Below are 16,600 nucleotides of genomic sequence, written 5' to 3' on the forward strand. Positions count from 1 at the left end.
ATCAGGGAAGCGCGACCAGTGACACGGTGCTACCGGGCTCGACGTTGGCCCCGATGGCGGGTGTCTGCGAAATGATCACCGACGAGTCCGACCGGGTGAGCTGGCTGACCTGGACCTGCAAACCCAGGCTCGTCAGCCGTGTCCTGGCGTCGCCGACGGTGGCGCCGAGCAGACTCGGCATCTTCAACGCGTTGGAGACCAGCAAGACGACGCCGTCGCCGGACTGAATCGTCGCTCCCGCACCGGGTTCGGTGCCGATGGCATGATCGGCCTCGACGCCGCGATCGAACTGACTCCGGTTCTCTCGCACCGTGATCCCGGCCGCGGTGAGAATCTTCACCGCCTCCGCGGCGGGGCGGCCGCGCACGTCGGGCACCCGCACGGGTTGAGACCCCTTGCTGCGGAACACCTTCACCTGCGCTCCGAGCGGCAGCACGGTGCCCGGCCTCGGTTCCACCCTGGCGATGGTGCCTTTGGGCGCGGTGCTGGATTCCTCCCCGGCGTCGACCGGCTGCAGGCCGTTGTCCCGGATCAACTGATTGACCTTCGACACCTGGTCACCGGGTTGGACGTCCGGCACCTTGGGTTTGCCGTTGGAGACCAGCACGGCGACCGTCGACGCTTTGGTGACCTTGGACCCGGCCGATGGGTCGCTGCCGACCACGCCGCCCACGGGGACGGTGTCGGACGCCTTCTGCCGGACCTCGGTCTGGAACCCGGCCTCCTGGAGCGTGGCGATCGCCTTGTCGGTGCTCAACCCCGCGACCGGCGGAACGGGCGAATAGCGGCCGAAACCGAGCCACCAACCGCCGATGCCGACCAGCAGGGTCAGGACCGCGACGATGGCCACCCACATCCACACGGTGCGCCGGGACCGATCGAGTGCGTCGGCGTAGGGCGAATACGGCGGCGCCGGGTGAGCCTGGCGCACGGGTGGCTGGTCGTAGCCGTCCGTCCGGTCGTAGCCGTCCGGAGGTCCATAGTCGACGCGGGGGCGCTGTGCGGTCACCACTTTGGTGTGCTGCACCTGTTGCGGTGGGTGCGGCTCACGCACCGACGCGCCGGCGAGACCCTGGCGGCCGTCGGGCTCCGGCGCGACGGCCCGGTAGCTTGCGCTGAGATGTTCGGCCGACTCCTGGGGCGCCGGCACCCGATAGGCGGGCAGTTGCAGGGCCGCGGCGAGCTGCCGCAGCGCGGCCGCCATCTCGGTCGCGTCCGCGAACCGGTGCGCGGGCTCGCGCGCGGTGGCCTTCGCGACGAACTCGTCGAACTCCGGCGGCACCCCGGAAATGAAACCGCTCGGGCTCGGCACGTCGTTCTCGATCCGCTGATAGGCCACCGACAGTGCCGTGTCGCCGGTGAAAGGCACACGGCCGGTGAGCATTTCGAAGATCAGCAGGCCGAAGGAGTACACGTCGCTGCGGGAATCGGCGGTGCCGCTGGTGACCTGCTCGGGGGAGAGGTAGGCGGCGGTGCCCAGGATGACGCTCGCCGAGGTGGTGTTCGCCGCGGCGACCGCGCGGACCAGGCCGAAATCGGCGATCTTCACCTCGCCGGCGTCGGAGATCAGCACGTTCTCCGGCTTGATGTCGCGATGCACCAGCCCCGCCGCGTGCGCGACGCCGATGGCCGCCAGCACCGGCTCGGCGACCGCGCGCACGGCGTGCGGCGGCATCGGCCCGCGTTCACGCAGCAGTTCGCGCAGCGTGCCGCCCTCGACCAGCTCCATGATCAGGAACGGGTGGTCGCCGTCGACGCCCTGGTCGTACACCGCGACCAGCGACGGATGCTTGAGCTTGGCGACCGCGCGCGCCTCGAACTCGAACCGGGACAGGAACTGCGGGTCACCGGCGAACTTGGGGTCCATCACCTTGATGGCGACCGGGCGGTCCAGGCGGGTGTCGACCCCCCGGAAGACCATCGACATGCCGCCGCGGGCGATCGGCGCGTCGATCCGATAGCGCCCTTCCAGCATCTGGCCGATCAAGTGACTTCCTCCGGCTTTCCCAAAGCTCGCACCCCTCGCGCACTACCTGCGCCGAGCGATCGGCCGCTCTTTGCGGCCCTCACGATGGTATCGACTCCCGCCGCACCGGGTGTCTCACGACGTGCGAGGCCAGACGGTCTACCGTTGTGCGGGTGAGTGCATTTCCCTGCAGTGAGGACGTCCTTCCCCAGTCGGTGACCCTGGTGCCGCTGCCGGAGGTGGCCGACCGACTCGGGCTGGTGGTGACCCGGGTGCATCAGATGCTGCGCGACCACCAACTGATCGCCGTGCGCAGAAACGGCGTCGCGGGTATCCCGGAGCGCTTCTTCGACGACACCGGCGCGGTGGTGAAGCCGCTCCCGGGCCTGATCACGGTGATGCGCGACGCAAAGTACACCGACGAGGAGATCCTGGAATGGGTCTTCACTGAGGACGACAGCCTGCCCGGCAAACCGATCGACGCCCTGCACGGCCCGCTTGCCCGTGAGGTACTGCGCCGAGCCGCGGCGGATCCGTTTTAATTTGCAGCGCCTGCGGCGCTGCGTGTTCGCGGCCCCCTTGTGGCTCGCGTCCGAGCGACCGCCGCTGGCGACTTCGTCGCGAACGCGACGGCCGCTCGGACGCGAGCCGGGCCGGGAACAGGGAATGCTCGCTCTCGCTGCGCTCGAAAGCAGGAGTTGTGCCGACGCGGTTGCGTGGGCGGTAGCTGGTGCGAGCAGGGGTTTTGCGGGGTAGGTTGGAGCGGCCGATGGTCGCCTTGCGCGGGCCGGGGCTGCGTCGGGCGGTTCCGGTCAGCGGCCGAGTGCGTCGCGGAGCGTGGCGGTGGTGAATTCGGTGGCGGCGACGCGGAGGCGGTGGTGGCGGGGGACGACGGCGCGGTGGTCGAAGACGGCGTAGCCGCCGCGCTCGATGTGGCGCAGGATGTCGGCGTAGAGGGTGGTCGCGGTACGGATGGCGGGGCGGACGCGCGGCTCGAGCAGGGCGATGCCGGGCTCGGCGCGGCGGTAGAGGTCGCGGTTGACCGCGATGAGGTGGGCCAGGGCCCGGCGGACGCGCGGGTCGGTGCGTCCGGTGCGGTGACACTCGAAGAGCAGGTCGTCATCGACGCCGAACGCGGTGAGCGCGTCGGCGGGCAGGTAGACCCGGTCGCGATCGAGGTCCTCGCCGACATCGCGCAGGAAGTTGGTGAGCTGGAACGCCTCGCCGAGCGCGGCCGCGGCTGGTTCCGCCTCGGCCACCGGGGCGATCGTGCCGAGCACCGGGAGCAGCTGCAATCCGATCGCGGCCGCGGAGCCGCGCATGTACTCGTGTAGCTCGGCCATGGTGGCGTACCGGTTCCGGAAACCCGGGGTGCCGGGCACATCCATCCGCATGGAATCCAGGAACGTCCAGAAGTGCTGCGGGGCGATGTCGTAGCGCCGGATGGTGTCGGTCACGGCGGCCAGGATGAGCGTGCGTGGCCGCGCACCGGCCTCCCAGGTGCGCTCGGATGCCGGGTTCGCGGTGGCCGAGGCCGGATCGTCGATCGGCGGCATCGCGCTGGTGTGCGGTTCGAGCGCGCGTCTGAGCTCCCGCTCGATCAGGTCGAGTGCGTCCGCCGGTCCGGGACCGAGAACTTGTACCCCCTCTGTTTTGCCCGGCTGATCGGCGCGGTCGACGATGTCGTCCACCATTCGCGCGAACGCGTACAGCGCGTGCACCGCGGGCCGCCGCTCGGCCGACAGGAGCCGGGTGGCCAGGAAATAGGTGCGGCCGTGGGTGGCCGCGATCTGTCGGCATTCCCGGTAGGCGAGTGCGAGCAGGACGTCGGCTGGTAGGTGATCGTCGGTCATGGAGCAGCGGGCGAGGGGGTGACGCTGGTGGTCTGTGCGGGGCTCGGCGGGTTGGCGCGCAAGCGCAGCGGGTCCACGGTGCGCAGCGACAGCGCCGCGACGACGGCGGCGAAGGTGGCGGCCGCGACGTGCCAGAAGCTGTACAGGCCGATCGAACCGTCCGGCTGGAAGACCAGCATGAGCCAGGTACACACGCCCACCAGCGCCATCAGCGTCGTGGTCGACAGCGCGAACCCGGCGGCCAGCGCCAGCGGCCACGAGTAGTACCAGGGCAGTGCGGCGGGCGAGAGGATGACGATCGCGACGAACGCGATCAGGATGCCGAGCACCGCCTCCCGCTCGCTGTGCCGGAACCGCCACCATGTCCAGGCCAGCACCGCGACCAGGGCCAGCGCGCACATCGCGCGGGTCACCTCGAGCACCGACTCCAGCCGCAGCGGGGTCACCCAGGTGACCGAGTGCGCCATCACGGTGGGAAGCGAAAGCCAGTTGATGATCTTCTTCGACCCGGACAGCGCGGTCAGCCAGCCGATACCGACACCGGCGATGGCCGAGGCGGCCACGAACACGGCCGCGAACACGCTGAGACCGAGACCGGCGATCTTGGCGAACATCAGCGCGGGATGCGGCATGTCCTCGGTGCGCTCGGCGGCGTCGCCGGGTTGCTCGCTGGCGGGCAGGTGCGCCGGGTCGCGCCCGACGCGCTGCGCCGCGCGGCGCTCGCGTTCGTGCAGCATCCAGATCCACACCAGGAACGGCAGCGCCACGCCCGCGGTCGCCTTGATGGCCACGCCGATCGCGACGACCACGATGCCCGCCACATGGTGGCGCTCCAGCACCAGCGCGATGCCCGCGCACATCAGGCCGACCATCAGCATCTCGTTGTGCACGCCGCCGATCAGGTGGATCAGCACCAGCGGGTTGAGCACCGCCAGCCACAACGCGACGGTGGGCTTGCCGCCGAGATGCTTGGTCAGATACGGCACCGCCCACATCATCAGCGCCAGGCCGGGCAGCATGACCAATCGCATCACGATGGTGCCCGTCACCACGTTGTCGCCGGTCACGGCGGTGATCGCGCGTCCGAGCAGCAGGAACACCGGGCCGTAGGGTGCGGTGGTCGTGGTCCAGACCGGGCTCACGTTGTCCAGCAGCACACCGGGATTGGCGACCGGCCCCACCTGGTAGGGGTCGAAGCCGTCGCGCAGCAGCGCGCCCTGCGCCAGATAGGAGTAGGCGTCGCGGCTGAACATCGGCACGGCGAACAGCAGCGGGGCGATCCAGATGCCGACGATCGCTCGCAGCTCGTTCAGCGTCACCCCGGCGCCGATCCGGTCGCCGGTGCCGATCGTGGCGCGCCCGAGCCGGACCCAGGCGGTGATCATCAGCAGCACACCGATCCAGATGCAGATGGTGGACAGCGCGTAGCCGTGCCCGAACCGCAGCCAGGACAGGTGCATGGCCTCCAGCAGCGGGTCGCGCTTGCGGACGCTGCCCGCGCCGAATCCGCCGAAGGTGATCATGATGGCGCCGAAGAATCCGAGCAGGGCGGCGTGGCCCTCGGGGCTTCTGGCGAAGTCGGCGTAGGCGCGCATCCACCACAGGAAACCACGGGGGGCGGCCGATTCGCGACGTGCGGAGGTGGGCGTTGCGTGTTCCATGATGCCGGTGGAGGCGGCCTCTGCGGTGCGCGTTTCGGGGGATGCCATCTGGTGTCGGTCCCCCCGAATGGTCGGCGGTCGCAACCGCGAGCGAATAGGTCGGCGCTTAGTTTACGGCGTCGCCTCGAACACTATCCGGCTGGTGCGCGCGGTTCCACGCGCAGCGGGCCGGATTTGTCCGGAATGCGGGTTGCGGCAAGTTTTCCCGACAGCAGTGCGGTCGGCACGCCGACGCCGGGGATCGTGCCGCAACCCGCGATAACCACGTTGTCGCTGGAGCGCGGGAAATTGCTCGGCCGAAACGGACCGGTTTGCCGGAATAGGTGCGCCGCGGAGAATGGTGTGCCCGCCAGCATTCCGCGGTCGAGCCAGGTCCGCGGCGTGTCGAGCTGATCGACGGCGAAGTGCTCGGCGATGCCGCGGTACCCGCGCGCTTCCAGAACCGCGAGCAGCTCGCGCAGATAGGCGGGACCGAGCCGGTGCCAGTCCAGCGGCGCGGCCACCAGATTCGGGCACGGCGCGAGCACGGAGAACGGTTCGTGCCGTCCGTCGCGCCGGTCGATGAACAGGCTCGGATCGGTGAGCGCGGGCCTGGTCAGCAGCAGCGAGGGATCGCTCATCAGCGCGCCACGACCGCGGCGCGCGGTGATCTCGGCGAAGGTGGTTTCCCAGGCGTGCCCGAACTCGATGGTGTGGTGTGCCTGCACCGGCCAGCCCGCCGCGACCGCGGCGGGGACGGTGCCGTGCGCGACGACCGCCGAGGGGGAGGCGCGCAGTCCGCGTCTGCGCCGCACGCCGAAACGGTCGAACGACCCGAGGTCGGCGGTGAGCACGAGCACGTCACAGTCGAAGGAGCGTCCGTCGGCGGTGCGGGCGCGGCGGGCCCGGCGACCCGCGTAATCGATCCCGACCACTTCGGCGCCGAGCTCGAGTCGGCCGCCCGCGTCGGTGAACGCCTGCGCCAGCGCCACGGCGATCGCCCGCATGCCGCCTTCGGGGAAATAGACGCCCAACGAGGTGTCCATATGCGGGATCGCGCCGTACACGGCGAGCGCCTGGGCGGGCGGAATGCCCGCGTAGAGCGCCTGGAAGGTGAACAGGCGGGCCAGGCGCGGATCGCGCAGGAACCGGCGCACCCTCGGCCCGAGCCGCCCGAAGCCGCCGATCCGCACCAATTCGACCAGCGCGCTGCGTTTTTCGGCGCTGCGCACCATGTCCAGCGGGGAGTCGAAGTTGGTGTCCATGAATTCGGTGAACTCGGCTGCGTAGACGCGGGCCAGCCAGTCACGCAGGCGCCGATATCCGCGCGCCTCGGCGGGGCCGCAGGTCCGCTCGACCTCCGCTGCCATCGCGTCCGCGTCATCGAACACCCTGATCTCGGCGCCGTCGGCGAACCGAGCGTGATAGCCGGGCGCCAGCCGCTGAATTCGCAGCGGGGGCACGCAGGTTTCCGGGGAGCGGCCGACGGCGGCGAGCGCGTCGGTGATCAGCTCGGGCAGCGTCAGCACGGTGGCGCCGGAATCGATGTCGTAGTCCGCGCCCCGATAGCGTCCGACCCGGCCGCCGGGGTGGTCGGCGCGCTCGAGCAGCGTGACCGTGTGGCCCGCGCCGGTCAGGTACAGCGCGGCCGACAGCCCGGCCAGGCCGGCGCCGACGACCACCACGCGATCGGTCGGTCCCGCAACGGTTCTCACTCGGTCCACCTCCTCGCCGGGCCGTGCGCGGTCGAAGACGCCGGGGCGATCACGCGGCGCGCTTGGTCGCGGCCAGCGCCATCGCGCGCAGCCGTTCTTTCGCCACGGGCGTCGCCGAACTGGACTCGATGGCGGCCAAGCCGTTGTCGGTCAGCTCGGTGATCCGGCGCTCCACCTCGTCGACCGCGCCGAGTTCGATGAGCAGCGCGCGCAGACGTTGCACCGCCTCCGCGCTCAGATCGGTGCCGATACTGGTGCGCAGCAGGGCGGCCGCGGCGGGGTCGGCGGAGTCGGCGCGGCGCAGCCCCTCGGCCAGCAGCACGGTGCGCTTGCCTTCGCGCAGGTCGTCGCCGGAGGGCTTGCCGGTCACCGCGGGATCGCCGAACACGCCGAGCAGGTCGTCGCGCAGCTGGAAGGCGATGCCGATGGCGGTGCCGAACGTGCGGTACGCCTCGATCAGCCTCGGTTCGGCTTCGGCGATGGCCGCGCCCAGGTGCAGCGGGCGTTCGACGGTGTAGGCGGCGGTCTTGTACCGGTTGATCCGCAGCGCGGCCTCGACCGATTCGTCGGCGCCCGCCTCGCCGTTGACGTCGAGCAATTGGCCGCCGAGCACCTCGGTGCGCATATCGGCCCACACCGGCGCGAACCTGGCGATGGCCGTGGGCGCGAGACCGGAGCAGTGCACCATGTCATCGGCCCAGGACAAGGCCAGATCCCCGATCAGGATGGCCACACTGGTTCCGAAGTGGGCCGCGTCACCCGTCCAGCCGCGGTCGCGGTGGCGCTGCTCGAAGTCGACGTGCACGGTGGGGAAGCGGCGGCGGGTGCGGGAGGAGTCGATGATGTCGTCGTGGATCAGCGCGCAGGCCTGGACGAGTTCCAGCGCCGAACAGGCGGTGAGCACCGCGGCGGCCTCCGGTCCGTGCGGATCGCCACCTGCGCCGAGCCATCCGGTCCAGGCGAACGCGGGCCTGGTGCGCTTCCCGCCGCGCAGCACGAACTGCTCCAGCGCGTCCGCGGCCTCGACGAAGACCGGGCCGAGGCGCTCCACGGTGTCGCGGCGGGTGGCGAAGAAGCTGGTCAGCGCGTCTTCCACGGCGGTGACGAAGGCGGGGGTGCCCGGCCGCGGCACGGCGGTCTGCGGCGTCTGAGTACCGGTTCCGGCGGACAGGGGAGCCTCCAAGGTCGTGCGGATGGTGGACGCACTCCGTTGCGGGGTGCCCGAGCGCTGCGGGTGATTCGCGGCCGAGCGAGATCGGTCGCGCGTGTCGTCCGGCGTGGCGGACATGCCACCTCGGTCCGAACAATACGCGGGCCGTCCGAGCGACCCGACGGCGCTGCCACCGGTCACCTTTACACTGAACCGGTGACTTTCGACAACGTGCGGGGAAGCTCGACCCCTGGCCGGCCCTCCCGGACGCAACCGAACGTCTCTGCCACGCCATCGGTCGTCCAGAGTCTGCGGGCCCACGCGGGGCCCACGGTGCCGTTCTCGGTGGAATTCAATCCGCCTCGCGACGCCGCGGCCGAGGCGCGGCTGTGGCGCGCGGTGCGGCAGTTCGAGTGCATGCACCCCGCGTTCGTGTCGATGACCTACGGCGCGGGCGGTTCCACCCGCGACCGCACCGTGCGCGTCACCGGTCAGCTCGCGCAGGAGACCACGCTGCTGCCGGTGGCGCACCTGACCGCGGTTGAGCACAGCGTCGCGGAGCTGCGCTCGCTGGTCGGCGCCTACGCCGACTCGGGTATCCGCAACATCCTGGTGCTGCGCGGCGACCCGCCCGGCGATCCGCTCGGCGAGTGGCACAAGCACCCCGACGGCGTCTCTTACGCCGAGGAGCTGGTGCGCATCGTGCGCGACCTCGGCGATTTCCACGTCGGCGTGGCCTCTTTCCCGCAGGGCCACCACCGCTCGCCGGACCTGGAGACCGACACCGCGTTCCTGGCCGCGAAACTGCGTGCCGGCGCGGAGTATTCGATCACCCAGATGTTCTTCGACGTGGAGCACTACCTGCGCCTGCGTGACCGTCTCGCGGCGTTCGACCCGATCGAGGCCGCCAAGCCGATCATCCCGGAACTGATGCCGATCACCTCGCTGCGCACCGTCAAGCGCGCCGAGGAACTGTGCGGCCGGGCGCTGCCCGCCGCCGTCATGGACCGGCTGCACTCGGCGGCAGGCGACGGCCCGGAGGAGAACGCGGCCGCGGTGCGCGCGGCAGGCATCGAGATCGCCACCGAGATGGCCCAGCGCCTGATCGACGAGGGCGCTCCCTGCCTGCACTTCATCACGCTCAACTTCGCCAAGGCGACCAGCGAGGTGCTCACCAACCTGGGCTACGGCGTCACCGCCGCACCGATAAGCGCATGAGTAGCGACATGCGCCGCGGCCCGCGCAGGGCCGGGAAGTAAGGCCGCCATCCTGCGCGGCGGGCTGCTCGCGCTCCGCGCTTCTGTGTGGGTAGCCGAATCTCTGAGTAGACGAGTAGTCGACACCTGGTGCTTTGGGAGAGGTTTCCAACCCGCCGAGGTCGAGGCGCGGTGCGTGCCGGGTGGTCGTGGGGTTATCGCGGCCACGTCGTCTCTGAACGGCTAGTCGAGTAATTCCAAGAGGTGAGTTTGCGGAGGTTGTACATAGGTCGCGGCTTCTGAAGACGTCGAGCGGCCGGCGGGAAGGGCTGCTACCCGTGGTTCGGCCAACTACGGGCTGCTGGTTGGCGGCGTGGTTGCTTGCTGCTCTCGTCCGGCTGGCCCTGCGGCAGCGGTCAGGTCAAGGGATGGCACTTCCAACCGTTGTCGTATGTCACCTGGAACTGGTCAGCCGCACCGAAAGCGGCTGCGGTGGCAGCGCAGGCCGCCGCTCGCATGGCCGTCGGCTCGGTATCAACCAAGTTCATGCCGGCCCAGATCAACCGCACCGTCCAGTCGGAAGCGTCGATACCGAGCTTGCCAAGCGCATCTATAGCATCAGCTGCTCCTGCGAGCGCTGCGGCTGCTTCCTCCCCGTCCCGTTCCGGTTGCGCGGACGTAGCGTCGGCTGGATCGACCGCCCAGACGACAGCGCAACCGCCAGTTGGATCGGCGTGAGCGAGAACCACCCGGACGTGTGCGAAACCACCACGACCACCCCCCTGACGCATCAGCCTGTACTCCCCAACAGACCCTTCCCTCGCTGGCATGGGAAATAGTCTTGCCAGGTGATCTCGGCCAGCGCAAGCGTGTGCTCCTGTATGCCGACACAAGAATTCCGGGTCAACCTTGCGGGCTGCAGGGCAAGCGACTCCCATTCCGCAGGGTCACATTGCTCCATGCTGCCGAGCGAGAGGCACCGGAAGACATGCGGTTTCGTTCGGCGGCTCACGCCGTCTTGCGCACCGTAGTCAAGCGCGGTCGTCGGCCGGTAGCCACAGAAGCTTCGCGGCTTGCCCTGCGTATCGGTCTGTTGGCGTGAAAGTTGAACCGGTAGTCCACCCGAACTGACAGTTCGGGTTACTCGACGGTACCCGCCCTAACGTCCTGGCAAGCATCACCAGTGCTGCGATCAGGGGAGGTAGTCGAAATGGCGGTTCAACACTTACCGGCCCAACTGGCGGTCGGGGTCTATCTGCTGAAGAGCATGCACGGCCGCTCGCGCCGAGGCGGTGAGCGATGAGGGGAACACTCAACGAATCACAAGCCGCCGTGCTCGCACCAGGCGGAATGCTGACGATCGCGCAACTCGCACGTGACTGTGAGCTGACACAATACCGCGCACGGGCAGCGGTCTCAGCGCTGTGCTCGCGCGGCCTGGTCGTTTGCGGTCGCGGACGGCGGGATGCGCGGTATGAGATCACGGCGCGCGGGCGCAGCGTTCTCGTCACGCGAGGCAGGGCGTTCTTCCCGCGGCCTGAGAGAGCGCGGTCATGACCATGTCGACGACACAACTCGTGTGCGCGACCATCGCCATTGTTCTGCTGCTCGGCATCGCAATCTTCTACATGTTGCCATACGTGGTCGACCGGCCGGGACGTGTTGATGGCCAGCTGCCGGTCGCCGAAGTGCTTGCGCGGGTAGCGCGACCAATGCCACCGAGCACCGGACCAGCCGTACAGCATCGCCGAAGCGCAGCGGGTGTTCCGTAGGCGCATCGATTGTGATGTGAATACTTGCGGCGCAAAAAACGACGCATTCTGGCTGCTCGTGGATGAGGGTTTGATCGTGCCAGCAAGGGAGGTTTCGCGGTGAGCTGGACTACTCGACGGGAACAGTCTCCGACAGCCCGCGCGATGCGGTAAGCCGACGAAACATGCGGCGTCCGAGTCCGATCTCGTAGTGGCTTGATTGCTCAGCGGGGCGGTATGGCGACTCGGCGAAGGCCCGCAGCTCCGACCGATGCGCGGCCGATGGCGCGCCCGGTCGAAACCGGATCATCGTGCGTGGGCGGCAGTCACATCCATTTCACCCAGCTGGGATTCGCGCCGCGCGCGCCGCGCGCAGGCCCCACGCCTCGGCGAGCAGGCGGTGCGATTCCAGCCGGTCGGCGTGCCGGTAGGTGACGCTGGTGACCAGCAGTTCGTCGGCGCCGCTGACCTGTTGCAGCGCGGCGAGCCGCTCCACGACGGTGCTCGGTGCTCCCACGAACTGGGTGGCCAGGCGGTCGTCGACCAGGCGTTGCTGATCCGCGGTGAGCGGCTCGATCGTGGCCGGGTCCGGGTAGGGGGCCGCGCCCGCGCCGCTGCGGATGCTGTGCACCCAGTGGCCGTAGCCGGCGGCCAGGAGCTGTGCGGTCGCGTCGTCGTGCGCCACGACCACGTCCGCGGAGATCACCACGTACGGCTCGGCCAGGATCGGGGAGGGACGGAACGCCGCACGGTAGGACTCGATCGCGTCCAGCGCGGTGCCGGGCGAGACGTGATAGGCCGCGGCGAACGGAAGACCCAGTCGCCCGGCCAGTTCCGCGCTCTCGCCCGCCGTGCTGCCGAACAGCCACAGTTGCACCTGCGCGCCCTCACCGGGAACAGCATGCAGCGCAACGCCTTCCGGGCTGACGAAGGCTCCGTCCAGCAGCGCCCGTACCTCCTCGACCTGTTCGGCGAAATCCAGCGGCTGCGCGCCGCGCTGCTGCAGCGTGCTCAGCGAGGCGATGAACCTCGACCGGTCCACAATGCGCCTCGGATCGAACGGCGGCGGAACGACGACACCGTCGCGGATCTCGGTGCGGCCGGTGACGGAATCGCCCACCGTTTTGCCGCCCTTGGGCCGTGCGGCCTCCGCACCGAACTGAATGCGCCGATGACCCGAGCGGCCGAGCCCGAGGTCGAGCCGCCCCGGGTACAGCGCGTCGATCGTGCCGAATGCCTCCACGATCGATGCCGACGTGTGGTGGCCGACCTGCACGGCCGCCGAGCCCACCCGGATACGCGTCGTGGCCGCCGCGACCAACCCGATGAGCGTGATCGACGACGAACTGGCCACCGCGACGAAGTGGTGTTCGGCCAGCCAGTACCGGTGGTAGCCCCACTGTTCGGCGTGCTGGGCCAGATCGATGGTGTTGTGCAGCGCCTGCTGCGGGGTCGAGCCCGTGCTGACCGGGGAGAGGTCCAGGATCGATAGTGGAACGGTCATGCTGCGTCTCCTTTCCGGTGTGAGCTGTGCCCTCCGTGGCGACGGCTGCGCTGCCGCCTCTGGTCCGGACCGCCCATGACTCCGCCTCGGCGGCGCTGGGCTCCGTCATGCGCGGTGCGCGGTGTGTTGCTGGTTCGCTCGCTCACGCCGCCCGCCCCTGCCGGGGATCCTGTTCGCCCGCCTCGATGGCCACGCGCAGCCGGTTCTGTGGGGGCGCGACCGGGCAAGTCGCGAAATCGGTGAACGCGCAGGGCAGATTTGCCGCCCGGTTGAAGTCCAGCACCACCGTGCCGTCCGCGTCCGGTGCGCCGACCGCGAGCGAGCGTGCCGCGGGGTAGGTCGTGACACCACTGGTCGCGTCGGTGAACAGCACGCGCAGGTTGCCGGGATCGCCGAACGCGACGACGCGTTCGGCAACCTCGCCGATGTGGAATTCGATGGTGCCCGAGGCGTTGTGGTGGTGCTCGAGGCCGTCGACCACGGCTCCGGTGGTCACGGTCCGCGGTTGATCGAAGGGCGTGAACCGGCCGTGCACGACCCAGCGCGGGTCCGGCGCGTATGCCGGGATTCCGGCGAAGGTCAGCAGGCCGGGCGCGGCCGGATCGTGCACCCGGACGGCGTAGCGGCCGGTGCGGCGGATCACCTCCAGCATCCGATTCTCCTGCCGCACCAGCAGTCCCGGCGCACCCTCGGCGGGCGTGACGATCTGCACGCCCGCGATGCCGAGGCCGTCGTACTCCAGCCGGTCGGCGGGCTGCGCGGTGATGAATACCTTGTCGTCGGTGACCCACCAGGTGCCCGGCACGTCCGGCAGCCGCTCGGGACGGTCGGTCAGCCAGTGCAGTGCGGTCAGGCTGAGAAAGCCGAGCGGGTCACGCAACTGGTCCTCGCGCGCGTGGTGCCAGCGCGCCCACTCGGTCTCGAAAACGCTGGTGATGCTGGTGGTCATGGGGCTTCGGCTCCTTCGCGGGCGGTGGTGGGGGGTGCGCAGGCCGGGCTGGTCGCGCGGGTTGTTGCGGTGTTCTCGACGGCGACCGAGCGGCACGCCATCAGGCCGTGCCCTCCGCGTCGATCTGCCGGCGCAGAGCTGGGTGCGCGCCGGCACCAGCCACGTCGGGCGCCAGGAGCAGGGCCCGCTGCCACAGGGCGGTGCGCCGCCCGCGCGCCGACCTCCCGACACGGCCATCACGTTCGGCGCGGACCGGCGCGACAGGGGTCGACGGGTCCGGCACGCGGGTGACGAGGGTGAACAGCAAGAACTTCATGCGGTCGCTCCCAAAATGGCGGCGGGCAAGTGCTTTCCTCCATCGGTCCCGGCGGAAGCACCCGCACCCGGTCACCGGGGGGTTGCTGCGACGTCGACGAGCCAGGTCTCTCGGTCGCTCTGGATGGTTGGTGCCGAGCCCCGTCAGACGATGTCAGGGTCGAGCCGAATCATGATGCCCAGCAAGCGAACCCTCGGACAAGAGAAGTAATCACCGTGAGCGCAGATCTTGTCGCGCCCGGATTATCGGATCCTTGTAGTAGCCAGGCATGCGCTGCCGGATCGGTCCCGGCGTGGTTCCGCCATGTCATCAATGGCGGACGCGTGGCGCCGAACGGCGGCGACCCGGTGCAGCATACGGCCTCGCCCGCCGGATCGGATCAGCGCGGCCCATCCGACCCGGGCAAACCGGACTGCTATGAAATTGCTGTCGGCAATCTCGGCTGTTGAGGGCGTTTGCCGGAGTACTGTGCCCCTCGATCGTTCCGCCGATGAGGAGGTTTCGTGATCATTTTGCGCCGTCTGACCATGTTGTCCGCTGTCGCGACGGGCTCGGTCGCCCTCGCGCTCGCCGGACCGGGCGCCGCGCTCGCGGCACCGGACGCCCCGGCTCCCGCATTCTCCGAACAAACCACCCAGACCGCGGCGCCCGGTGACCTTTTGGGCGTCTACAACTCCGCGGTCAACGCACTCCGCACGCTGGGCATCGAACCGTTCCTGTATCCGGCCGCGGCGGCGTTGTGCCTCGACAACACGACCCTCGGCCTGGCGCCCGCGGTGGCCGGCTCCATTCCGGGCCCATGGCCGAAGAACACCGTACAGATCCCCGGCCTCGACCTCAACGCCGTCAAGGCCGGGCAGGCCATGTTCACCTTCGTGCCCTACGGGCTCGGGCCGGACGGTTCGAACACCACTGGTATGCAGGTCGCGTGGGTCAACCTGAACACCGGGCGCAGCGGCGCGGCCAAGATGGGACCGCTGTCGGAGGTCTCCCGCGCGATGATCCCCGCTGCCGTTCCGCCGGAGCTGCGGCCCGCCGCGGAGGAGGCGATCCGGGACTTCCTCTTCGCGTCGCTCCCGATGGGCGGCGTCCGCGCGGTCCCGGTGGACACCGGCCGTGGCACCGTGCTCGCCGCGGTGTTCGGCACGGTCCAGAACGGCGGCAAATCCTGCCACTTCTTGCCGACGGTCGGAATCACCACCGTGTCATGAGGTTCGACCGGCAGCCCCGTGTTCTGACCATGGCGACGGTCGCCGGGGCGCGGGCCTGAGTGAGCGCAGTGGACGAGCAGTTACGCGGCCGAGCGCTCGCTCGTGCCGGAGCCGAGCGTTGATGAGTCGGAGGCATGAGCGAGCGCTCGGCGAGGCGCGCTCGTGAGCGCTATTCCAGCGGGCGACCTTTCCAGCGGACCGTGCCCCGGCGTCGGGCGCCGTGCGAACGCGCCCACAACAGCAGGTATGCGCCCACTGACAGTGGATGCGCCAGGGCGGCAAGGACATCCGTGTGCCGGAGCGGTCCGCCGGTTTCCGTCGAGCGGGCCAGCAGGCGGCCTGCGACGGCTGCGAGATAGCCGAGCAGACCGGTCCGCCGGACCGGTCCGCTGCCGAGCACAGCGGCAGCGGGCGGCAGCAAATAGGCAAGGGCGGCAAGCGCTCCCACCGCGGCTCCGCCTGTGATCGTGCCGTCGTAAGCCGACCAGAGCCAGCGGGTGTAGCCCGCGTCCAGCTCGCCCGCACCCTGGTACATCCTGGTTCGCGCGAGCGGACCCGCCGCCGCCAAAGCCGTGTAGTGACCGGCCCGGCGCAGCGTGCGCGCGATCTCGAGATCCTCGGTGACGCTCCCGGCCACCGCGGCGTGGCCGCCCACCGCGCGGTACGCGGCGTTGTCGAACACGAGGAACTGGCCGCAGGCCACCGCCGTCGACGGGCGCAGGCTCCGAGCGGCGGCGTTGATCGGCAGCGTCGAGGCCCACGACCAGCACAGCAGAGGCTGCACCACCGCCTCGGCCGCCGACCCGGCCAGCTGGTGCGGCCACGGTGAGACGAGCGCGACGCCACTCCTGCGCAGAGCGCCCACCGACGCCGCGAGAGCCATCGGGGCCAAGCGCACGTCGGCGTCCAGGAAGATCAGCACCGGCGTCGTCACACCCTCGGCCAGCCGGACGCAGGCCGCCGCTTTGCCGGTCCAGCCAGGATCCGGGTCGGACTCGGTGCGCAGCAGGGTGAATCGGGGATCGCCATCGATCGCCGCGCGTGCGGCGGCTGAGGTGTCGTCGGTGGAGCCGTCATCGAGGATGCGCACCGCCATGCGCGGGATGCCCACTTGGGCGCGTAGATCGGCGATCAGGCCGGGTAGCCGGTGGGCCTCGTCGCGTGCCGGGACGCAGACGGTGACCGGTTCGATCACCGTCGTCGGCGTATTCGCCAACCGCGGCACGGTGAACCGGTTGTATAGCGCGACACCCGCGCCCAGCGCCGCCAGCGCCGTGGCACAGGTGGGCAGGATGGAGGTCGCGCGCAACGTCTTCGGCCGATCGGCACTCACCATGGGCGCCACGCTA

General features: G+C 70.0%; 12 protein-coding genes and 1 riboswitch. Of the genes, 3 read left to right on the plus strand and 9 right to left on the minus strand.

The features are described from left to right. Position 1: 1 nt before the first annotated feature. Entirely contained in the window at positions 2 to 1,987 is a 1,986-nt protein-coding gene (pknB, locus tag IU459_RS22815; protein WP_228838336.1) for a Stk1 family PASTA domain-containing Ser/Thr kinase, read from the minus strand. A 152-nt stretch (positions 1,988 to 2,139) separates the two neighbouring features. On the opposite strand from pknB, the gene IU459_RS22820 reads away from it, so the two are divergent. Beyond that, on the plus strand, positions 2,140 to 2,508 hold the full coding sequence (locus IU459_RS22820) for an Rv2175c family DNA-binding protein (protein ID WP_195131593.1): 369 nt from the start codon (positions 2,140 to 2,142) through the stop codon (positions 2,506 to 2,508). A gap of 270 nt (positions 2,509 to 2,778) precedes the next feature. Here the strand turns inward: IU459_RS22820 and IU459_RS22825 are convergent, their stop codons facing one another. The 4 genes from IU459_RS22825 to IU459_RS22840 all read right to left on the minus strand — a co-directional run bounded on the left by IU459_RS22825 (position 2,779) and on the right by IU459_RS22840 (position 8,357). After that, entirely contained in the window at positions 2,779 to 3,819 is a 1,041-nt protein-coding gene (locus IU459_RS22825; protein WP_195131594.1) for a phytoene/squalene synthase family protein, read from the minus strand. Beyond that, positions 3,816 to 5,480 carry an alpha-(1->6)-mannopyranosyltransferase A gene (locus IU459_RS22830; protein ID WP_195131644.1) on the minus strand — a complete coding sequence of 555 codons (1,665 nt, stop codon included), beginning with the start codon at positions 5,478 to 5,480 and terminating at the stop codon, positions 3,816 to 3,818. The genes IU459_RS22825 and IU459_RS22830 overlap by 4 nt, the downstream gene beginning before the upstream one ends. Positions 5,481 to 5,611: 131 nt before the next feature. Further along, positions 5,612 to 7,183, minus strand: coding sequence for a phytoene desaturase family protein (crtI, locus tag IU459_RS22835; RefSeq protein ID WP_195131595.1), 1,572 nt, complete (start codon positions 7,181 to 7,183; stop codon positions 5,612 to 5,614). Between the two features lie 40 nt (positions 7,184 to 7,223). Continuing rightward, complete coding sequence (locus IU459_RS22840; RefSeq protein WP_195131645.1) at positions 7,224 to 8,357, minus strand: polyprenyl synthetase family protein; 1,134 nt, start codon at positions 8,355 to 8,357, stop codon at positions 7,224 to 7,226. Between the two features lie 183 nt (positions 8,358 to 8,540). Between IU459_RS22840 and IU459_RS22845 the strand changes: the two genes are divergently transcribed. Further along, the gene (locus tag IU459_RS22845) at positions 8,541 to 9,542 is read left to right on the plus strand and encodes a methylenetetrahydrofolate reductase (protein ID WP_195131596.1); all 1,002 of its coding nucleotides are present in this window, start codon (positions 8,541 to 8,543) and stop codon (positions 9,540 to 9,542) included. A 2,066-nt stretch (positions 9,543 to 11,608) separates the two neighbouring features. Here IU459_RS22845 and IU459_RS22850 read toward each other — a convergent pair. From IU459_RS22850 to IU459_RS22860, 3 genes are all read right to left on the minus strand, one after another. Further along, entirely contained in the window at positions 11,609 to 12,775 is a 1,167-nt protein-coding gene (locus tag IU459_RS22850) for an LLM class flavin-dependent oxidoreductase (RefSeq protein ID WP_195131597.1), read from the minus strand. Positions 12,776 to 12,917: 142 nt separating this feature from the next. After that, the gene (locus tag IU459_RS22855) at positions 12,918 to 13,724 is read right to left on the minus strand and encodes a DUF1684 domain-containing protein (RefSeq protein WP_195131598.1); all 807 of its coding nucleotides are present in this window, start codon (positions 13,722 to 13,724) and stop codon (positions 12,918 to 12,920) included. Positions 13,725 to 13,824: 100 nt separating this feature from the next. Further along, a complete protein-coding gene (locus tag IU459_RS22860) occupies positions 13,825 to 14,040 on the minus strand; it encodes a hypothetical protein (RefSeq protein ID WP_195131599.1) in 216 nt (71 codons plus the stop codon). 36 nt (positions 14,041 to 14,076) lie between these two features. After that, positions 14,077 to 14,170: riboswitch (SAM riboswitch) on the minus strand. 373 nt (positions 14,171 to 14,543) lie between these two features. Here IU459_RS22860 and IU459_RS22865 point away from each other — a divergent pair. After that, positions 14,544 to 15,251, plus strand: coding sequence for a hypothetical protein (locus IU459_RS22865; protein WP_195131600.1), 708 nt, complete (start codon positions 14,544 to 14,546; stop codon positions 15,249 to 15,251). A 169-nt stretch (positions 15,252 to 15,420) separates the two neighbouring features. Here the strand turns inward: IU459_RS22865 and IU459_RS22870 are convergent, their stop codons facing one another. Beyond that, on the minus strand, positions 15,421 to 16,587 hold the full coding sequence (locus IU459_RS22870; RefSeq protein ID WP_195131601.1) for a glycosyltransferase: 1,167 nt from the start codon (positions 16,585 to 16,587) through the stop codon (positions 15,421 to 15,423). Positions 16,588 to 16,600 lie beyond the last annotated feature (13 nt).

The sequence above is a fragment of the Nocardia amamiensis genome (assembly GCF_015477605.1).
GTDB lineage: Bacteria > Actinomycetota > Actinomycetes > Mycobacteriales > Mycobacteriaceae > Nocardia > Nocardia amamiensis_A.

Bases quoted from the DNA above. Each gene is read 5' to 3' on its own strand.
- IU459_RS22825 (WP_195131594.1), bottom strand. From the start codon at position 3,819: ATGACCGACGATCACCTACCAGCCGACGTCCTGCTCGCACTCGCCTAC.
- IU459_RS22830 (WP_195131644.1), bottom strand. From the start codon at position 5,480: ATGGAACACGCAACGCCCACCTCCGCACGTCGCGAATCGGCCGCCCCC.
- IU459_RS22850 (WP_195131597.1), bottom strand. From the start codon at position 12,775: ATGACCGTTCCACTATCGATCCTGGACCTCTCCCCGGTCAGCACGGGC.
- IU459_RS22855 (WP_195131598.1), bottom strand. From the start codon at position 13,724: ATGACCACCAGCATCACCAGCGTTTTCGAGACCGAGTGGGCGCGCTGG.
- IU459_RS22860 (WP_195131599.1), bottom strand. From the start codon at position 14,040: ATGAAGTTCTTGCTGTTCACCCTCGTCACCCGCGTGCCGGACCCGTCG.
- IU459_RS22870 (WP_195131601.1), bottom strand. From the start codon at position 16,587: ATGGTGAGTGCCGATCGGCCGAAGACGTTGCGCGCGACCTCCATCCTG.